The sequence below is a fragment of the Rhodococcus sp. NPDC054953 genome, from assembly GCF_053609225.1.
This window is the reverse complement of record NZ_JBSGXD010000011.1, coordinates 18,024-36,177: the sequence shown is the minus strand read 5'-3', so window position 1 is coordinate 36,177 and position 18,154 is coordinate 18,024. Positions and strand designations below refer to the sequence as shown.

Below are 18,154 nucleotides of genomic sequence, written 5' to 3'. Positions count from 1 at the left end.
ACTCGGTGCGTTGTCGGGGCGCACCGAGGCCAGAACGGGAGTGACGCGAGTATGAACCAGTCCGGTGCGCGCGGGGGGCAGGGAAACCTGCCCCAGGAACTGACCAGCTTCGTCGGTCGGCGGAGGGAACTGACCGAGGCCAAGCGGCTGCTGTCCGCGTCACGGCTGGTCACCCTCACCGGGATCGGCGGGGTCGGGAAGACGCGGCTCGCGTTGCGGGTCGCCGACGACGCACGGCGCGCGTTCCCGGACGGGGTGTGGCTTGTTGAGCTCGGGGAACTGCACGACCCGGACCTGGTCGCGGACGCCGTCGCTGCCGCACTCGGACTGCGGCAACTGCCCGGGCATTCGCCGCTGACCCAGCTCACCGATCACCTCGTCGAACGGAACCTGCTGCTGGTCCTCGACAACTGTGAGCATCTGATCGACGCCATCGCCGCGCTCGCGGAGGCGCTGCTCCGGTGCTGCCCGGATCTGCGGATCCTGGCGACCAGCAGGGAGCCCCTGTCGATCGGCGGCGAGGCGGTGAGCCGGGTGCCCGCGATGACGGTGCCGGATCCGCATCGGCCGCCGCACCTGCAGGGTCTGCCGCAGTACGAGGCGGTGACCCTGTTCGTGGAGCGGGCGGCCGCCGCGGTGCCGGGATTCGCGCTGACGGAGGAGAACCGGGTCGCGATCTCGTCGATCTGCTATCAGCTCGACGGGCTGCCGCTGCCGATCGAACTGGCCGCGGTCCGGCTGAGGGCGATGTCGGTCGACCAGATCCTCGAGCGGCTCACCGACCGGTACCGGCTGCTGACGAAGGGCAGCCGCGGTGCCCCCACCCGGCAGCAGTCGCTGCGCATGAGCATCGACTGGAGCCACGAACTGTGCACCGACACCGAGCAGGTGCTGTGGCGGCGGCTGTCCGTGTTCGCGGGCAGTTTCGAACTCGACGCCGCGGAAGGGGTGTGCGGCGAGCCGGACGACGCGGGCGCGCTGCTCGACGGGGTCGCGTCGCTGGTCGACAAGTCGATCCTGATCCGGGAGGAGGTCGATGCCGGGGTCCGGTACCGGATGCTCGAGACGATCCGCGAGTACGGCCGCGAGAGGCTGCGGGACGCGGGGGAGTTCACCGCGATGCGGCGTCGGCACCGGGACTGGTACGAGGGCATCGCGGCGACCGCGGAATCCGAGTGGATCGGTCCCCGTCAGGTCGACTGGATCCGCAGGCTGGACCGCGAACAGTCGAACCTGCGCGAGGCGATCGCGTTCAGCGTCACCGAGCCAGGTGGTGTCGACGGTGCGCTGCGGATCGGAACCGCCATGTACCCGTACTGGTTGTGCCGCGGCATGTCCAGCGAGGGCAGGCACTGGCTCGACCGCGCCCTCGACCGGGGACCCGACCTGCCGAGTCTCGATCGGGTGAAGGCGCTGTACGTGGACAGCGTGCTGGCGGGCACCCAGGGCGACCTGCGACGCGCCGCGGACCTGGTGGCGCGTTGTCGGCGCGTCGCGGCCGAACTCCGCGACCCCGAGGCCGACCTGTTGACGAATCTCGCCGCCGCCTCGGAGTCGCTGTTCGCGGGCAGCCTCACCGAGGCCATCCCGGCGTTCGAGGCGGTCATTGCCCGGTTCCGGGCCTCCGGTGACCTGCTTCGGCTCGCCAACGCGCTGGTCGGTGCGGCGGTGTCCGCCGGTGTCCTCGGGGAGGAGAGCCGGGCGATCTCCTATCACGAGGAGGTCCTCGACATCACCGAGGAGCACGGCGAATCCGCGATCCGCGAGTACTCCCTGCTCGCGTTGGCGTTGAGCCGATGGTCCGACGACCCGGACAGCGCCTCCGACCTGCTGGAGCAGGGATTGCGGCTCGGGCGGGTCATCGACGATCCGCTCGGGTGCAGCTCCTGCGTCGAGGTGCTCTCCTGGATCGCCGCCGCGGACGGGCGCTATCGGCGGGCCGCGGTCCTGATGGGGGCGGCGCAGGCCCGGTCCCGGGCGGTCGGCAGCCCGATCGTGTTGCTGCCGAACGTGCTCGTCTACCACGAGGAGGCGGAGAAGCGCACCCGCGACGCGCTCGCGGAGGGGGTCTTCGATGCGGCCTGGCGGCAGGGCGGCGCGATGTCCTGCGACGACGTCCTCGCCTACGCACTCGGCGAGCAGCAGGTGCCCGCGCCTGCCCCGGAGCCCGAGGCCGTCACCCTGACGCGGCGCGAACAGCAGGTCGCGGAACTCGTCGCGCAGGGCCTGACCAACCGCGCGATCGCCGGGAAGTTGGTGATCTCGCAGCGGACGGCGCAGGGGCACGTGGAGCACGTGCTGGCCAAGCTCGGCTTCAGCTCACGAACCCAGATCGCGGCCTGGTTCGTCGAACAGCAGACGAGCCGGTCCGGGGCGCCCGGCGACCCCGTCGGGGGGCGGTGACCGGCGGGTTTTCGGTGACACCGGGTACCCGGAAATCGAAAAACAGGTACCCATCCCCGTCATTCGGCCGTCGTGCCCCGCACGGATACCCGGCACTGTGATGAACGTCTCAGCAACCGAGTCGTTCTCCAGTGATGGCACTCGCCGTGAAGTCGAGGTACCCGATGCACGAGTCTCCACCCCGAAATTCGTCGGCCGCCGGTCACCGGCCCGCCCAGGACCTGCGCTGGCGACAGGTCCGCGTCGACCGCAGTGCAGTGGACTACGCGGTCGGTGGGCACGGCAGGCCGGTTGTCTTCCTGCACGGCTGGGGACTCGGACCTGCCCCGTACCGGGCCGCGCTCCGGGAGCTCGCGCATCGGGGGGTGCGGGTGTATGCCCCCGCGATGCCCGGATTCGGCGGCACCCCGGAGCTGCCCCAGGGCGAACGCGACCTCGACGGGTACGCACGCTGGGTTGGCCGTTTCGTCGACGCCATCGGCATCCGCCGCCCGGTCACCGCGATCGGACACTCGTTCGGCGGTGGCGTCGCCGCCCGGGCCGCGCACGACCTGCCCGACCATGTCGAGGAATTGGTGCTCGTCAACTCCGTCGGCGGGGCCCAGTGGACGTCCGAGGGGGCGGCCCGGCCGATCGGTGAGCGGCCGCTGTGGGACTGGGCGCTGCGCCTGCAGGCCGATGCGCTCGGCTCGCCGTCGCTGAGCCAGATCGTCGGGGCCCTGGCCGGGGACGCGCTTCCGAACGTGCTCCGGGACCCGATGGCGGTGTGGCGGGCCGGGCACGTGGCCCGCACCGCCGACCTGCGGCCGGAGCTGATCAGGCTCGCGGAGCGGAGGCTGCCCGTGACGCTGCTGTGGGGTACCGCGGACAGCGTGATCCCGGAGGCGAGTTTCGACTCGATGCGGGCCGCGCTCGGCGACCCGAACGTGGTGATGGTGCCCGGCAACCACTGCTGGCCGATCGGTGAACCCGACCGGTTCGGGGAGACCGTCGGCCGGGTCCTGTCGCGATGCAGGGAGCAGGTGTCGGCATGAGCGTCGACGCGGTCACCAGGCCGTTCGAGACGGAGGCCTTCATGCTGCGGTGCTGCGGATCCTGCTCGGCCCTGTACGCGCCCGAGACGTGGGTGTGCACGAGCTGCGACGGCAACCTCGAATGGGTGCCGTCGACGGGGCAGGGGGCCGTCGTGTCCTGGACCCGGCTCGACCCGGCGAACGCGGGAGCGAGTGGACGCGGGCTGGACCCGCTGACCATCGCGATCGTCGAACTCGACGAGGGACCGTGGATTTATGCGGCGATCGAGGGCGGCCACCCGGACGCCGCCCCTGGCCGGGCCCGGGTGGTGTTCGCGCAGGAACCGGTCGTCGGCCGGTTCCCGGTGTTCGTCCTCGATCCGGCGGGGTCCGAGTGACCGGACCGTTCAGGCCACCCGACGGCCTGAACGGTCCGGTCACGCCGAGGATCAGCTGAACGGGGGGCGGCCGTCGACGCGCAGCGACGCCGCCCCCGCAGCCCGCCACGCCCGCGCGGTCAGGTCGGCGTCCTCGTCGGTCACCAGATTGCCCATCACCCGGACCGCGACGGTCATCAGCGCCCGCGACCGCATCGCCACCGGCCCACCTGCTGGCAGCACCCGCGGCACCGTCAGCAGCCCGGCGAGCCTGCGGGCGATCGAAAACGCCCGGCCGTAGTGCTGCCGCAGCACGGTGGGCCACAATTCGGTGAGCTCGCCAGCATCGAGGAGGTCGACGATCATCCGGCCGGTTTCCAGGCCGTAGTCGATGCCCTCCCCGTTCAGCGGGTTCACGCACGCCGCCGCGTCCCCGACCAGCGCCCAGTTCGCGCCGGCCACCCCGGACACCGCCCCGCCCATCGGCAGCAGCGCCGACCCGACCGATCGGATCGGCCCGTCCAGGTGCCATTCGTCGCGGCGTTGCGCCGCGTACAACTCGATCAGCGGGCGCAGCGCCCCCGGCGCCGGGTGGGTCGCGGTCGCCAGCGTTCCGACCCCGAGGTTCACCCGGCCCCCGCCGAGCGGGAACACCCAGCCGTAGCCGGACAGCAGCGCCCCCGCACCGTCCCGCAGTTCCAGGTGGGAGGTGATCCACTCGTCGTCGGCGCGACCGGAGTCGACGTAGGCGCGGGCCGCGACGCCGTAGGCGGTCTCGCGGTGCCACCGCCTGCCCAGCAGCTTGCCGAGGGGAGACCGGACGCCGTCGGCGACCACCAGATACCGGCACCGGACGGTGCGGGCGCCGTCCGCCGTCGCGAACGTGACCGCGCGCACGGTGTCGGCGTCCCGCTCGACGTCGACCGCCTTCGCGCCGGCGAGCATCGTCGCGCCCGCCGCCACCGCGACCCGGCGGATCCGGTCGTCGAGTTCCGTCCGTGGCACCGCGCTGCCGGTGGCGGGGAACGCGCCGTCCGGCCATTGCAGCTGCAGTTCCCTGCCGAACCCGGTCAGCCGCAGCCCCCGGTTCACCGGGCGGCCGCTCAGCCACTCGCTGAGCCCCAGATGGTTCAGTTCGCCGACCGCGCGCGGCGTCAGGCCGTCGCCGCAGGTCTTGTCGCGGGGAAACGCCGCGGCATCCGCCAGCAGCACCTCGCGGCCGGATCGGGCTGCCCAGGCCGCGGCCGCGGAGCCGGCCGGACCTGCGCCGACAACCAGCACCTCGGTCCGCTCGGGGACGCCCGTCGGTGCGGCGTCTGGGACGCCCGTCGGTGTTGCGGCGGTCGGTGCGAATTGATCGGATTCGGCAGGCGGAGGCACCACGGCAGTATCTTGTCAGGCCCGGCCCCACGCCCGGTGGCAGCCCGGGTACCCCGCACCCGCCGCGTGCCCACTACCGTGGGCATCCACAGCAGTCGTCGGGCCGGTGACAGTGGGATCGGTTTGGCCGGTGTCTCGGAGAACAGGATGGGTACTGAGATCGTGAGCACGAGCGAAGCGACGAGCACCGTCGTCGCCGGTGTGGATCTGGGCGACCAGGCACTGGCCGAGGTGGTGCGGACGGGTCTGACCGACGTGGAGGCTCTGCTGGTCGGCGAGCTGTCCGACGGAGAGGACTTTCTCACCGAGGCCGCCCTACACCTGGCCAAGGCGGGCGGGAAACGGTTCCGGCCGTTGTTCACCCTGCTGACCGCCCAGCTGGGGCCGCGGGGCACCGATCCGGCGGTGATCACCGCCGCGACCGTCGTCGAGCTGGTGCACCTGGCCACGCTGTATCACGACGACGTGATGGACGAGGCGTCGATGCGGCGCGGCGCGCCGAGCGCGAACTCCCGCTGGGACAACAGCATCGCGATCCTGGCCGGCGACTACCTGTTCGCCCACGCCTCACGGCTGGTGTCGACCCTCGGCCCGGACGCGGTCCGGATCATCGCGGAGACGTTCGCCGCGCTGGTCACCGGCCAGATGCGGGAGACCATCGGGGCGAAGCAGAGCCAGGACCCGGTCGAGCACTACCTGAAGGTGGTGTGGGAGAAGACCGGATCGTTGATCGCCGCGTGCGGGCGTTTCGGTGGCACGTTCGCGGGCGCGACGGCCGAGGACGTGGTCCGGCTTGAGCGGCTCGGCGACGCGATCGGCACCGCATTCCAGATCGTCGACGACATCATCGACATCTCCTCGGTGTCCGCGCAGTCCGGGAAGACACCGGGAACGGATCTGCGGGAGGGGGTGCACACCCTCCCGGTGCTGTACGCGCTCCGCGAGGAGGGCCCCGACGGCGACCGCCTCCGGGAACTGCTTGCCGGGCCGGTCACCGAGGACGCCGCGGTCGCGGAGGCCCTGAGCCTGCTGGAACGGTCGCCGGGGATGGCCGCCGCGAAAGCGAAGCTCGGCGAGTACGTCGACCTCGCCCGCACCCAGCTCGCGGAGCTGCCGCAGGGACCGGCGAACGAGGCACTGAAACGCCTGGTCGAATACACGATCGCCCGCGTCGGCTGAAGTAACGTTCCCACCGAGGGAACCCCTCCAGGTGATCCCTCGTTCAACGGGTGGTGGGCCGGTCCCGGCCAGCCAGGGGAATGAGGTGGCTGTGCACAGGTACTCGAACGGGGTCAAGACCTTCGGCCTGCTGGTGGTCATGTCGGCGCTGATCGTCTTCGTCGGATCCCTGTTCAACAGCCGGACGATTCTGATCCTCTCGATCCTGCTGGCCGTCGGCACCAACGCGTACGCCTACTTCAACAGCGACAAGCTCGCCCTGCGCGCGATGCACGCCCAGCCGATCACCGAGGTGGAGGCGCCGGTCATCTACAAGATCGTGCGCGAACTCGCGACCGCCGCGCATCAGCCGATGCCGCGGCTGTACATCAGCCCCACCGCCGCCCCGAACGCCTTCGCGACCGGACGCAACCCGCGCAACGCCGCGGTCTGCTGCACCAGCGGAATTCTGCAGATCCTCGACGAACGGGAGCTGCGTGCGGTGCTCGGGCACGAGCTCTCGCACGTCTACAACCGCGACATCCTGATCTCCTCGGTTGCCGGTGCGATGGCGGCGGTGATCTCCGGGCTGGCGAACATGGCGATGTTCGCTGGCATGTTCGGTGGACGCGGGGAGAACCGCCCGAACCCGCTCGCGCTGCTGCTGGTGTCGCTGCTCGGCCCGATCGCCGCGACCGTGGTGAAGCTGGCGGTCTCGCGGTCGCGGGAGTACCAGGCGGATCAGTCGGGTGCGGAGCTCACCGGTGACCCGCTGGCCCTGGCGTCGGCGCTGCGCAAGCTCGAACGGGGCACCCAGGCCGCGCCGTTGCCGCCGGAACCGAAGATCGCTGCGCAGTCCCACATGATGATCGCGAACCCGTTCCGGGCGGGCGACAAGATGAGTCGGATGTTCGCCACACACCCCCCGATGGCCGACCGGATCGAGCGGCTGGAAAACCTCGCGGGTCGCCGGCTCCCCGAGTAGCGGGGGTAGGTTTACCGTCCGATACGGACTTCGATGCAGATCGGGCGGTAGATGAGGACGACAACCCTGTTCGCTGCCGTCGCCGTGGTGGTTGGCGCGGCACTCCCGGTGAGCGTGGCACACGCCGATCCGGTCGGGTTCAGCAAGAAGAGCCTGTACTTCGACACCACCGTCGGGGCCGGGAACGACCAGCACTGCGCCGTCGAGGCGGACCTCTACACCCCGGTAGGGGTGTCGGTGACGAACCCGGCACCGGCCGTGCTCACCACCCACGGCTTCGGCCAGGACAAGGACGCCCAGACGCCGACCGCCGAGTTCCTCGCAGGCCGGGGATACGTGGTCCTTGCGTACTCGGGTCTCGGCTTCGGCGGCTCCGGGTGCAAGGTGACCCTCGACGACCCGGAATTCGACGGCCGGGCCGCGCAGGACCTCGTCAGCTTCCTCGGCGGCGCGGACGGCATCGCCTACGCCGACGCCGCGCACACCCAGCCGGTGCCGGGTGCGGAGCACGTGGTGCGTGACGTCGTCGCGCAGGACGGCCGGGTGCTGCCGAACGACCCGCGCGTCGGTATGGTCGGCGGCTCCTACGGCGGCGCGATCCAGCTCGCCGCGGCCGCCGTCGACCCGCGGATCGATGCGATCGTGCCGATGATCACCTGGAACGACCTGAGCTATTCGTTGGCGCCGAACAGCACGGGAGCCGACGTGGGGGTGTCCGGCGCGGTCCCCGGCGCAACCAAGACGTCGTGGACGGCCCTGTTCACCGGGGCGGGCCTGACGGCGCCCGGTGCCGACGGCTACCGCACCGACCCGTCCAAGCTTGTCGGCTGCCCGAACTTCGCCGATCCGACCTGCGGGGCGCTCGTCACCTCGCTTACGCAGGGCTTCCCGGATCCGCAGGCGGTGCGGTTCCTGCGGGCCGCCTCGGCCACCTCGTACGCGGACCGGATCCATACCCCCACCCTGCTGATCCAGGGCGCGGAGGACACCCTGTTCACCCTCAACGAGGCACAGGCCACGTTCGAGGCGCTGCAGCGGCGGGGAACCGAGGTGAAGATGATCTGGCAGCGGTCCGGGCACTCGTCCGGCGGGGAGACGAACCTGCTGCTCGGCGGGCTCGGCAGGCCCGACCCGGACACGCAGTATCCGACGGCGCGCTACCTGGATTGGTTCGAGCATCACCTCAAGGGGCTCGCCGTCGACACCGGACCGACGTTCGCCTACCACCGGGACTGGGTCGCCGCCGGCGACATCGCCGAAAGCTACGCGACCGCCGCGGGCCCGATCGTGGGGGAGCCGCGGTCGCTGTTCCTGTCCGACGGCGGGCAGTTGGTGACCGACCGCGGCGATATCCGGGCGGGCGCGGCGGCATTCGACACCCCGGCGGGCGGGGTGGTTCAGGGCTCAACGGCGTCGAACATCCGCGTCGATCCCGGCCCGCGGCCGGAGGATCAGCCGCCGGGCAGCGTCGTTGCCTGGACCGGAGCGCCGCTCGACGGCCCGCTCGACGTCGTCGGGGCACCGGAGCTGGCGGTGACCGTGACGACCCCCACCCCCGTCGGCGACGAGCGGGACGCGGTCGTGATGTTCGCGAAGCTCTACGACGTGGCGCCGGACGGTTCGGCGACGCTGATCAACGGGCAGGTCGCGCCCGTGCGCATCGTCGACCTTGGTGCCAGCACCGAGGTGACGCTCCCCGCGATCGTGCACCGATTCGACACCGGCCACCGCATCCGGGTGGCGTTGTCGGGTAGCGATTCGAACTTCCGCGGCGGGCTGGTGCCGCGTCGGGTCACCGTCGCCGCAGGCGATCCCGGTCAGCAGTTGACGCTCCCGGTCGTCGAGGGCTGAGCGGAGGGCCGTGCCCGCAACGGAGTGAACGGATCGTTCAGTCGATCAGATCGACTGAACGCTTCCGTTCACTCGGTGGGGGGGACGCCGCGGGGACGCGGGTGCCTACCGGTGTGCCGGTGCTACCGGTAGTTGACGAACTGCAGCGCGATACCGAAGTCCTCGCCCTTGAGCAGCGCGATCACGGCCTGCAGGTCGTCGCGCTTCTTGCTGCTCACCCGCAGCTCCTCGCCCTGGATCTGCGCCTTGACGCCCTTCGGGCCCTCGTCGCGGATCTTCTTCGAGATCTTCTTCGCGTTCTCGGTCGAGATGCCCTGAACGAGGGAGCCGGTGAGCTTGTAGATCTTTCCGGACTGGGCGGGTTCGCCCGCGTCGAAGGCCTTCAGCGAGATGTCCCGACGGATCAGCTTCTCCTTGAACACCTCCAGTGCGGCCTTGAGGCGCTCCTCGGTCTCGGCGGCGAGGGTGATCGACTCCTCTCCCGACCACTCGATGCTCGCCCCGGTGCCGCGGAAGTCGAAGCGCGTGTTCAGCTCTTTCTCGGCCTGGTGCAGCGCGTTGTCCACTTCCTGCCGGTCCACCTTGCTCACCACGTCGAAGGACGAATCCGCCACGTCTTGTCTCCCTACTTCGTCGGTCCCGGCCAGGTCCCGGGGGTTCGAGAACCCACGATAACCACCCGGTTTGCGTTCACCCGCCCCGGTAGTTGTATTCTTCTCAACGCGTCAGGGAGAACCGGGTTGCCCGAGAGGGCCGGCCGAGGAACCCTGGATGACACCAGGCAGGTTGCCCGAGCGGCCAATGGGAGCGGACTGTAAATCCGTCGGCTTACGCCTACGTAGGTTCGAATCCTACACCTGCCACACCGGGGTCCCGGCGAGCGTCAGCTCGCTGGGACCTGGCGGTTGCAAAGTTGAAAACGGCTCCTGACCAGGCGGTTTGGAACTCCGGACAGAGACTGTGTAACCTTCGGAAGGCTTCAAAGCGCGAGAGCGCAGCGGAGCATGCCCCCTTAGCTCAGTCGGCAGAGCGTTTCCATGGTAAGGAAAAGGTCAACGGTTCGATTCCGTTAGGGGGCTCGCTGGATGGGTGCTGCGTACCTGGCTCACGTACCATGTGGGTCACGTGTACTGGCGCCGATGCATCGAGGCGGTGTAGCTCAGTCGGTAGAGCAAACGACTCATAATCGTTGTGTCGCCGGTTCAAGTCCGGCCATCGCTACAAACCTGACAAGGCTCTGATTGACCCTGATCAGAGTGACCCACAGTTTCTCCGAAAGAAGGCATACTCGTGGCCTCCTCCACCGACGTTCGTCCCAAGATCACCTTGGCCTGCGAGGTATGCAAGCACCGGAACTACATCACCAAGAAGAACCGGCGCAACGATCCCGACCGGCTCGAGCTGAAGAAGTTCTGCCCGAACTGCGGAACACACCAGGCGCATCGGGAATCCAAGTAGCATCAATCGCGTGCCCCGCCAATGCGGGGCACGCGATTTTTTCGTTATGACGCTGGGGCCGGGACGGGAGGAATCCCGTGGCCGGCCCGTCGCTGTGTTTCAGCCGCGTCCAGTGCAGATAAGGGTCCTGCTTCGGTGAAACTGAATGCTGATCTCGTTGGCCTGCATCACAGGTTCAGCGACTACTACGAGGTCGGCCGCGAGAAGGTGCGCGAGTACGCACGCGCGGTCAAGAACGACGACCCGGCGTTCCGCAGCGAGGACGCCGCGCGTGAGCTCGGCTACGACGGACTGGTGGCGCCGCTGACGTTCATCTCCGTCTTCGGGTTCATGGCGCAGGAGGAGTTCTTCGACACGCTCGGGCTCGAACTGGACCTGAGCAACATCCTGCACACCGATCAGCGGCTGGTGTTCAACCGGCCGATGAAGGTCGGCGATCGGCTGTACTGCGACGTCTACGTCGACTCGCTGCGCGTGATGGGTGGCAGCGACATCATCGTCACCCGGAATGAGATCACCGATCAGGACGGCGAGCTGGTGCTCACCACCTACACCACGTTGATGGGCCGGCACGTCGAGGAGGGTGAGTGATGGCGCTGCGGAGCTTCCAGGGGGTCGCGGTCGGGGAGGAACTGCCCGCCAAGACCGTTCCGTTGACCCGGGCCGACCTCGTCCAGTATGCGGGGGTCGCCGGCGATCCGAACCCGATCCACTGGGACGACGAGGTCGCCCGATCAGTGGGTTTGCCAATGGCGGTCGCACACGGCATGCTGACGATGGGTATCGGGGCCGGGTACATCACGTCCTGGCTCGGAGACCCGGGCGCGGTGCTCGAGTACAACGTCCGTTTCACGAGCCCCGTCTACGTGCCCAACGGCGGCGGGGGTGCCGAGATCGAGCTGACCGGTAAGGTACGCTCGATCGACGATGAGGCCCGCACCGCGGTGATCGCCATCGTGGCCAAGGTGGACGGCAAGAAGATTTTCGGGCGGGCCACCGCGACCGTCCGGCTCGGCTGAACACGATACCGGTAGGGTTCGGTCGATTGGGTTTGTCAGACCACCGTGCAGTACACTGAGATTTCTGGGATTGTTCAGCGCTGCGCGCTGCCCTTCGATGTCAACGACGTCGAGCGGGGTGGCGCGCGTGTTGTGTGGTCACAGAGCTGGTTGACCGGCTCGTGAGAGCGGTTCGGTCCACCAAAGGGGCGTAGCTCAACTGGCAGAGCAGCGGTCTCCAAAACCGCAGGTTGCAGGTTCAAGTCCTGTCGCCCCTGCTCCGGATGTCAGCGACTGAGAGGAACTACGGTGAGCGAGGATCGCGGAAAGGCCGAGGACTCGGCAGGGTCCTCGGGCGCCGACGATGCCGCCAACGGCGCCGCACCGTCCTCTCGACCGACTGGCAAGCGTCCGGGTCGCCGTTCCCACGCGGCGGCGGACGCATCCGCGGCGACCACGGTCGCCGCCACCGCCGGCACTCCGGCCAAGCCTGCCAAGGCGAAGGCGGACAAGCCGCGCAAGGAGAACTTCTTCAAGCGCCTGCGTCGGTTCCTGCGCGAGGTGATCGCCGAACTCCGCAAGGTCATCTGGCCGAATCGCAAGCAGATGGTCACCTACACCACCGTCGTGGTCGCCTTCGTGACCTTCATGGTGGCGTACATCAGTGGATTGGACGTGGCGTTCATCAAGGGCGTCACCTGGTTGTTCGGCTGAGCCCGGACACCGAAATGCAATGAGAGGAAGCGAGCGCGCCAGTGAGCACCCCCGATAACGACGCAAATGAGGCCCTGGCCGGAGAGCCTGTTGCCGATGACGCGCTCGCTGCGGAGTCCGCTGACGGTGTGATCGTCGACGACTCCGGCGACATCGAGGCCGCCACCGACGAGCCCGCCGCCGACTCCGACGCCGCGGCACCGGACGCCCCCGCCGAGGCGGAGGAGGCGGTCGATCCGGTCGCCGAGATGAAGGCAGCGCTGCGCCGCGCCCCCGGTGACTGGTACGTCATCCACTCGTACGCCGGGTACGAGAACAAGGTGAAGGCCAACCTCGAGACGCGCGTGCAGAACCTCGACGTCGGCGACTACATCTTCCAGGTCGAGGTCCCGACCGAAGAGGTCACCGAGATCAAGAACGGCCAGCGCAAGCAGGTCAACCGGAAGGTGCTGCCCGGCTACATTCTGGTCCGGATGGAGCTCAACGACGAGTCCTGGGGTGCGGTGCGCAACACGCCCGGCGTCACCGGCTTCGTCGGCGCGACCTCCCGCCCGTCACCGCTGTCGATCAACGAGGTCGTCAAGTTCCTGATGCCGCAGCAGGGCGCCAAGAAGCCCGCCGCCGCGGCCGCGGCCACGGCAGGCGAGGCAGCAACGGAGACCGTCGCCAAGCCGCTGATCGAGGTCGACTTCGAGGTCGGCGAGTCGGTCACCGTCATGGACGGTCCGTTCGCGACGTTGCCCGCCAGCATCAGCGAGGTCAACGCCGAACAGCAGAAGCTCAAGGTCCTGGTCTCGATCTTCGGCCGCGAGACTCCGGTCGAGCTGTCGTTCAACCAGGTCTCGAAGATCTAGCAGCCTTGAAGATCACGTCGCGCACCGTTCGCCGGCCCGCGTGACCCCACACTTGCACTGCAGCAAGAAACACACCCGCAAGAATTAGGAACGAAGATGCCCCCCAAGAAGAAGAAGCTCGCAGGGCTGATCAAGCTTCAGATCCAGGCCGGTCAGGCGAACCCTGCCCCGCCGGTGGGTCCCGCGCTCGGTCAGCACGGCGTGAACATCATGGAGTTCTGCAAGGCCTACAACGCGGCCACCGAGTCGCAGCGCGGCAACGTGATCCCCGTGGAGATCTCGGTCTACGAGGACCGGACCTTCGACTTCAAGCTGAAGACCCCGCCCGCCGCCAAGCTGCTGCTCAAGGCGGCAGGCGTGCAGAAGGGCTCCGGCGAGCCGCACAAGACCAAGGTCGCGACCGTGACCATGGATCAGGTGCGCGAGATCGCGAAGACCAAGCAGGAAGACCTCAACGCCAACGACATCGACGCCGCCGCGAAGATCATCGCAGGCACCGCCCGCTCCATGGGCATCACCGTCGAGGGCTGACAGGCTCCCTCCGCGCCGTGAGGTCGCGGAACCCGAAGAACGCGTGGGAGGGCCGGCCAGGCCCGCAACCACAACCGAATCATTCGCCCGGTGCGACGACGCCGGGTGAGACGTAAGGACAGAACACATGGCAAAGCGCAGCAAGGCGTACCTCGCCGCCGCCGAGAAGGTCGATCTGAGCACGCTCTACAGCCCGCTGCAGGCTGCGAAGCTGGCGAAGGAGACCTCCTCCTCGAAGATGGACGCGACCGTCGAGGTCGCCGTCCGCCTCGGCGTCGACCCCCGCAAGGCGGATCAGATGGTCCGTGGCACCGTCAACCTCCCGCACGGCACCGGTAAGACCGCCCGTGTGATCGTGTTCGCCGCTGGCGAGAAGGCCGCCGAGGCCGAGGCCGCTGGCGCGGACGCCGTTGGCGCCGAGGACCTGATCGAGCGCATTCAGGGCGGCTGGCTGGACTTCGACGCCGCGATCGCCACCCCGGACCAGATGGCCAAGGTCGGCCGGATCGCCCGCGTCCTCGGGCCGCGCGGCCTGATGCCGAACCCGAAGACGGGCACCGTCACCACCGATGTGGCGAAGGCCGTCGCGGACATCAAGGGCGGCAAGATCAACTTCCGCGTCGACAAGCAGGCCAACCTGCACTTCGTGATCGGCAAGGCGTCGTTCGACGACGCCAAGCTCGTGGAGAACTACGGCGCAGCGCTGGACGAGATCCTGCGTGCGAAGCCGTCGTCGGCCAAGGGGCGCTACGTCAAGAAGGTCACGGTTTCGACCACCACCGGACCGGGCATCCCGGTGGATCCGAACCGCACCCGCAACCTCCTTGAGGACGAGGCGTAGCCCGTTCGTTCACAGCGTGATCGGTGAGGGCCGGTCGGGGGCAGTGCTCCCGACCGGCCCTCACCGTCTCTCGTCCCCGCACCGGTCGATTTGGTGTCGGGCCTGGTCTCCGGTAGCCTCTACCGGAGAGTTCGACTAGTTCGAGTTCATCCCAACAAGATCCACCCAAGACCGTTGGTCATCGCTGTGCCGGTTCCGGTGCACCGATTGAAGGTCCGGACATGTCCGGCGGCCCGCGCAGGAGGACGAGGCTGGGGAAGGTGTTCGGCGTGAGCTGGACCGTTTCCTCGTGTACGCCCCGTGGCCCTGCGCCCGGGGCGTTTTTCGTGTGTCGGCCCTTCCGGCCCGGGCGACTGCGTCCGGCGCCACACGCCAACACGATGTCACGAGAGGAGGCGAAGTATGGCAAAGCCCGAGAAGGTCACCGCGGTTGCGGAGATCACTGAGCAGTTCAAGGGTTCGACTGCCGCCGTTGTCACGGAGTTCCGTGGCCTGTCGGTGGGAAGTCTGACGCAGCTGCGTCGCGCGCTCGGAGAAGGCGCTACCTACTCCGTCGCCAAGAACACCCTGGTCAAGCGCGCCGCCGCTGAGGCGGGCGTTGAGGGCCTTGACGACCTGTTCGTCGGACCGACCGCCATTGCATTCATCAAGGGCGAGCCGGTCGACGCCGCGAAGGCACTGAAGGCCTTCGCGAAGGACAACAAGGCACTCGTCATCAAGGGCGGCTACATGGACGGCGCTGCGCTGTCCGTGGACGAGGTCAACAAGATCGCGGACCTCGAGTCCCGCGAGATCTTGCTGGCCAAGATGGCCGGCGCGATGAAGGGCAACTTGGCAAAGGCCGCTGGCCTGTTCAATGCCCCCGCGTCGCAGGTGGCCCGACTGGCCGCCGCGCTGCAGGAGAAGAAGGCCGCGGAAGGCTCCGCAGCCGAAAGCTGATCCGCACGAGATGTCGGGTCCACACGGACCCGGTCTTGCGTATCACGTAACCACTCATCCCAGCTCGTCGCGGATCAGCGACATGGGACTTACAGGAAGGACGCCATCATGGCGAAGCTCACCACCGAAGAGTTGCTGGACCAGTTCAAGGAGCTCACCCTCCTCGAGCTCTCCGAGTTCGTGAAGGCCTTCGAGGAGACCTTTGAGGTCACCGCTGCTGCTCCGGTCGCCGTCGCCGCTGCCGGTGCCCCGGCCGCCGCCGCCGACGCTGCTGAGGAGCAGGACGAGTTCGACGTCATCCTCGAGGGTGCTGGCGACAAGAAGATCCAGGTCATCAAGGTCGTCCGCGAGGTCGTCTCCGGCCTGGGCCTGAAGGAGGCCAAGGACCTCGTCGAGGGCGCGCCGAAGGCCATCCTGGAGAAGGTTGCCAAGGACGCGGCCGACGCCGCCAAGGAGAAGCTCGAGGCTGCAGGCGCGACCATCACCGTCAAGTAAGACGGTTGTCGCGTAACGCTTCGGCGTCACGTTAGAAAGAGGGCCGCTCCCCGTTGGGGAGCGGCCCTCTTTCGGTTCCGGGGACGGGTGGGGTTCCTGGACGGCGGTCCAGCTGCCGTCCAGGACGTCGTCGCAGGTGGAGCGGGGTGCCGAGGGCGGGGAACCAGGCTATTGCGCTCCGTACTTACTCGTGAGTAGGATCCGTGGTCACGGGTACCACATCGATACGATAGAGTGACCCAACCCACAGTGGGGGTGACGTGTCGAACAGCGTGGAGGTAAGTGGTGGGAGTAGAGGTAAAGGTCGAGGGACTCACCAAGTCCTTCGGCTCGCAGAAGATCTGGCAGGACGTCAGCCTGACACTGCCCGCTGGTGAGGTCAGTGCCCTGCTCGGGCCGTCCGGCACCGGCAAGTCGGTGTTCCTCAAGTCGCTGATCGGCCTGCTGCGACCCGAGCAGGGATCGATCGTGATCGACGGCACCGACATTCTCCAGTGCTCGTCGAAGGAACTCTACGAAGTTCGGCAGATGTTCGGGGTGCTGTTCCAGGACGGCGCGCTGTTCGGCTCGATGAACCTCTACGACAATGTCGCCTTCCCGCTGCGTGAGCACACCAAGAAGTCCGAGTCCGACATCCGCAAGATCGTGATGGAGAAGCTCGAGCTGAACGGCCTGCTCGGCGCCGAGAACAAGCTGCCCGGCGAAATCTCCGGCGGTATGCGCAAGCGCGCCGGGCTGGCCCGCGCCCTGGTGCTCGATCCGCAGATCATTCTCGTCGACGAGCCGGACTCCGGCCTCGACCCGGTACGCACCACGTACCTGAGCCAGCTGCTGATCGACATCAACGCGCAGATCGACGCGACGATCCTGATCGTGACGCACAACATCAACCTGGCCAGGACCGTGCCCGACAATCTCGGCATGCTGTTCCGTAAGCAGCTGGTCATGTTCGGTCCCCGCGAGGTGCTGCTCACCAGCGAGGAGCCCGTCGTCAAGCAGTTCCTCAACGGCAGCAAGATCGGCCCGATCGGCATGTCCGAGGAGAAGGACGACTCGCAGATGGCGGCCGAGCTGGCGCTGAAGGAGGCCGGGCACCATGACGGCTCCCAGGAGGTGTCCGGGGTGGTCCCGCAGATGCAGGCGACCCCCGGCATGCCGACCCGGCAGGCCGTTGGCCGTCGGCAGGCCAGGGTGCGGTCGATCCTGCACACCCTGCCGCCGGAGGCGCAGCGCAGCATCCGCGAGAGCCTGGGCGACGACGATGCCGCCACCCAGGTGATCCCGGTGTACAGCGAATCCGCGCCGGGCGGAGCAACGGGGGACAACGCGGGGTCGTCCTGGAGTCACGGGTAGACCGCGGGTGGGGGGTTCGAAGAGCACGCTGCTTGGCCCGATCTCAGCAGCGTTGACCCAGGCCGGGCTGATCGTCCAACTGTTCGTCGACGTCGTACGCAACCTGTTCCGCCGACCGTTCCAGTTCCGTGAGTTCATCGAACAGGCGTGGTTCATCGCGAGCGTCACCATCCTGCCGACCGCGCTCGTCGCGATTCCGTTCGGTGCGGTGGTGTCGTTGCAGACGGGGTCACTGATCAAGCAGCTCGGCGCCGAGTCGTTCACCGGTGCCGCGAGCGTGCTGGCCGTGATCCAGCAGGGCAGCCCGATCGTGACGGCACTGCTGATCGCGGGCGCCGCCGGATCGGCGGTCACCGCGGACCTGGGTTCCCGCACCATCCGCGAGGAGATCGACGCGATGGAGGTGCTCGGGATCAATCCGATCCAGCGTCTCGTCGTGCCTCGGGTCCTCGCGATGGTCCTCGTTGCGGTGCTGCTCAACGGACTCGTCTCGGTCGTCGGCATCGCGGGCGGCTACTTCTTCAACGTGATCCTGCAAGGTGGCACGCCGGGCGCCTACCTGGCGTCGTTCTCGGCGCTGGCGCAGCTACCGGACCTCTACATCGCCGAGGCGAAGGCCGCGATCTTCGGTGTCATCGCTGGCGTGATCGCGGCGTACAAGGGGCTGCACCCGAACCCGGGTCCGAAGGGGGTCGGCGAGGCGGTGAACCAGACGGTCGTCATCACGTTCCTGCTGCTCTTCTTCGCCAACCTGATCCTGACCATGGTGTACCTGCAGATCGTCCCGGCGAAGGGGGCCTGACC

At 68.4% G+C, this 18,154-nt stretch carries 19 protein-coding genes and 4 tRNA genes; 21 read left to right on the top strand and 2 right to left on the bottom strand.

Annotated features, from left to right (window positions below):
* Nucleotides 1–51: 51 nt before the first annotated feature.
* The 3 genes from ACWF62_RS10070 to ACWF62_RS10060 all read left to right on the top strand — a co-directional run bounded on the left by ACWF62_RS10070 (nucleotide 52) and on the right by ACWF62_RS10060 (nucleotide 3,814).
* Nucleotides 52–2,403: an ATP-binding protein gene (locus ACWF62_RS10070; RefSeq protein WP_378508193.1), complete on the top strand. Its 2,352-nt coding sequence runs from the start codon at nucleotides 52–54 to the stop codon at nucleotides 2,401–2,403.
* Nucleotides 2,404–2,567: 164 nt separating this feature from the next.
* Nucleotides 2,568–3,437, top strand: coding sequence for an alpha/beta fold hydrolase (locus ACWF62_RS10065; RefSeq protein WP_378508192.1), 870 nt, complete (start codon nucleotides 2,568–2,570; stop codon nucleotides 3,435–3,437).
* Nucleotides 3,434–3,814: a Zn-ribbon domain-containing OB-fold protein gene (locus ACWF62_RS10060; RefSeq protein WP_378508191.1), complete on the top strand. Its 381-nt coding sequence runs from the start codon at nucleotides 3,434–3,436 to the stop codon at nucleotides 3,812–3,814. Before ACWF62_RS10065 ends, ACWF62_RS10060 begins: the two co-directional genes overlap by 4 nt.
* A 51-nt stretch (nucleotides 3,815–3,865) precedes the next feature.
* Here ACWF62_RS10060 and ACWF62_RS10055 read toward each other — a convergent pair whose 3' ends face one another.
* Nucleotides 3,866–5,074 (bottom strand): geranylgeranyl reductase family protein, encoded by a 1,209-nt coding sequence (locus ACWF62_RS10055; RefSeq protein ID WP_378508274.1) that lies wholly within the window; start codon nucleotides 5,072–5,074, stop codon nucleotides 3,866–3,868.
* 246 nt (nucleotides 5,075–5,320) lie between these two features.
* Between ACWF62_RS10055 and ACWF62_RS10050 the strand changes: the two genes are divergently transcribed.
* The 3 genes from ACWF62_RS10050 to ACWF62_RS10040 all read left to right on the top strand — a co-directional run bounded on the left by ACWF62_RS10050 (nucleotide 5,321) and on the right by ACWF62_RS10040 (nucleotide 9,167).
* The gene (locus ACWF62_RS10050; RefSeq protein ID WP_378508190.1) at nucleotides 5,321–6,352 is read left to right on the top strand and encodes a polyprenyl synthetase family protein; all 1,032 of its coding nucleotides are present in this window, start codon (nucleotides 5,321–5,323) and stop codon (nucleotides 6,350–6,352) included.
* A 91-nt stretch (nucleotides 6,353–6,443) separates the two neighbouring features.
* Nucleotides 6,444–7,316, top strand: coding sequence for a zinc metalloprotease HtpX (gene htpX, locus ACWF62_RS10045; protein ID WP_378508273.1), 873 nt, complete (start codon nucleotides 6,444–6,446; stop codon nucleotides 7,314–7,316).
* Nucleotides 7,317–7,367: 51 nt separating this feature from the next.
* Nucleotides 7,368–9,167: a CocE/NonD family hydrolase gene (locus ACWF62_RS10040; protein ID WP_452629965.1), complete on the top strand. Its 1,800-nt coding sequence runs from the start codon at nucleotides 7,368–7,370 to the stop codon at nucleotides 9,165–9,167.
* A gap of 122 nt (nucleotides 9,168–9,289) precedes the next feature.
* Here ACWF62_RS10040 and ACWF62_RS10035 read toward each other — a convergent pair whose 3' ends face one another.
* Nucleotides 9,290–9,781, bottom strand: coding sequence for a YajQ family cyclic di-GMP-binding protein (locus ACWF62_RS10035; RefSeq protein ID WP_378508188.1), 492 nt, complete (start codon nucleotides 9,779–9,781; stop codon nucleotides 9,290–9,292).
* Nucleotides 9,782–9,947: 166 nt separating this feature from the next.
* Here ACWF62_RS10035 and ACWF62_RS10030 point away from each other — a divergent pair.
* The 15 genes from ACWF62_RS10030 to ACWF62_RS09960 all read left to right on the top strand — a co-directional run bounded on the left by ACWF62_RS10030 (nucleotide 9,948) and on the right by ACWF62_RS09960 (nucleotide 18,152).
* Nucleotides 9,948–10,030 (top strand) — tRNA-Tyr (locus tag ACWF62_RS10030).
* A 143-nt stretch (nucleotides 10,031–10,173) separates the two neighbouring features.
* A tRNA-Thr gene (locus ACWF62_RS10025) sits at nucleotides 10,174–10,246 on the top strand.
* Between the two features lie 69 nt (nucleotides 10,247–10,315).
* Nucleotides 10,316–10,388, top strand: a tRNA-Met gene (locus ACWF62_RS10020).
* A gap of 69 nt (nucleotides 10,389–10,457) precedes the next feature.
* On the top strand, nucleotides 10,458–10,625 hold the full coding sequence (rpmG, locus tag ACWF62_RS10015; protein WP_031937658.1) for a 50S ribosomal protein L33: 168 nt from the start codon (nucleotides 10,458–10,460) through the stop codon (nucleotides 10,623–10,625).
* 135 nt (nucleotides 10,626–10,760) lie between these two features.
* Nucleotides 10,761–11,216 (top strand): (3R)-hydroxyacyl-ACP dehydratase subunit HadA, encoded by a 456-nt coding sequence (hadA, locus tag ACWF62_RS10010; protein ID WP_378508187.1) that lies wholly within the window; start codon nucleotides 10,761–10,763, stop codon nucleotides 11,214–11,216.
* The gene (gene hadB / locus ACWF62_RS10005) at nucleotides 11,216–11,644 is read left to right on the top strand and encodes a (3R)-hydroxyacyl-ACP dehydratase subunit HadB (RefSeq protein ID WP_452629964.1); all 429 of its coding nucleotides are present in this window, start codon (nucleotides 11,216–11,218) and stop codon (nucleotides 11,642–11,644) included. The genes hadA and hadB overlap by 1 nt, the downstream gene beginning before the upstream one ends.
* Nucleotides 11,645–11,828: 184 nt before the next feature.
* Nucleotides 11,829–11,901 (top strand) — tRNA-Trp (locus ACWF62_RS10000).
* A gap of 31 nt (nucleotides 11,902–11,932) precedes the next feature.
* Nucleotides 11,933–12,337 (top strand): preprotein translocase subunit SecE, encoded by a 405-nt coding sequence (gene secE, locus ACWF62_RS09995; protein ID WP_452629963.1) that lies wholly within the window; start codon nucleotides 11,933–11,935, stop codon nucleotides 12,335–12,337.
* Between the two features lie 41 nt (nucleotides 12,338–12,378).
* Nucleotides 12,379–13,191 carry a transcription termination/antitermination protein NusG gene (gene nusG / locus ACWF62_RS09990; protein WP_452629962.1) on the top strand — a complete coding sequence of 271 codons (813 nt, stop codon included), beginning with the start codon at nucleotides 12,379–12,381 and terminating at the stop codon, nucleotides 13,189–13,191.
* 96 nt (nucleotides 13,192–13,287) lie between these two features.
* Nucleotides 13,288–13,722: a 50S ribosomal protein L11 gene (gene rplK, locus ACWF62_RS09985; protein WP_031937663.1), complete on the top strand. Its 435-nt coding sequence runs from the start codon at nucleotides 13,288–13,290 to the stop codon at nucleotides 13,720–13,722.
* 127 nt (nucleotides 13,723–13,849) lie between these two features.
* Nucleotides 13,850–14,563 carry a 50S ribosomal protein L1 gene (gene rplA, locus ACWF62_RS09980; RefSeq protein WP_378508183.1) on the top strand — a complete coding sequence of 238 codons (714 nt, stop codon included), beginning with the start codon at nucleotides 13,850–13,852 and terminating at the stop codon, nucleotides 14,561–14,563.
* Nucleotides 14,564–14,965: 402 nt separating this feature from the next.
* A complete protein-coding gene (gene rplJ, locus ACWF62_RS09975; protein ID WP_452629961.1) occupies nucleotides 14,966–15,502 on the top strand; it encodes a 50S ribosomal protein L10 in 537 nt (178 codons plus the stop codon).
* 108 nt (nucleotides 15,503–15,610) lie between these two features.
* Entirely contained in the window at nucleotides 15,611–15,997 is a 387-nt protein-coding gene (rplL, locus tag ACWF62_RS09970; protein ID WP_378508181.1) for a 50S ribosomal protein L7/L12, read from the top strand.
* A gap of 282 nt (nucleotides 15,998–16,279) precedes the next feature.
* Entirely contained in the window at nucleotides 16,280–17,350 is a 1,071-nt protein-coding gene (locus ACWF62_RS09965) for an ABC transporter ATP-binding protein (protein WP_378508180.1), read from the top strand.
* 7 nt (nucleotides 17,351–17,357) lie between these two features.
* Nucleotides 17,358–18,152, top strand: coding sequence for an MlaE family ABC transporter permease (locus ACWF62_RS09960; RefSeq protein ID WP_378508179.1), 795 nt, complete (start codon nucleotides 17,358–17,360; stop codon nucleotides 18,150–18,152).
* Nucleotides 18,153–18,154: the final 2 nt, after the last annotated feature.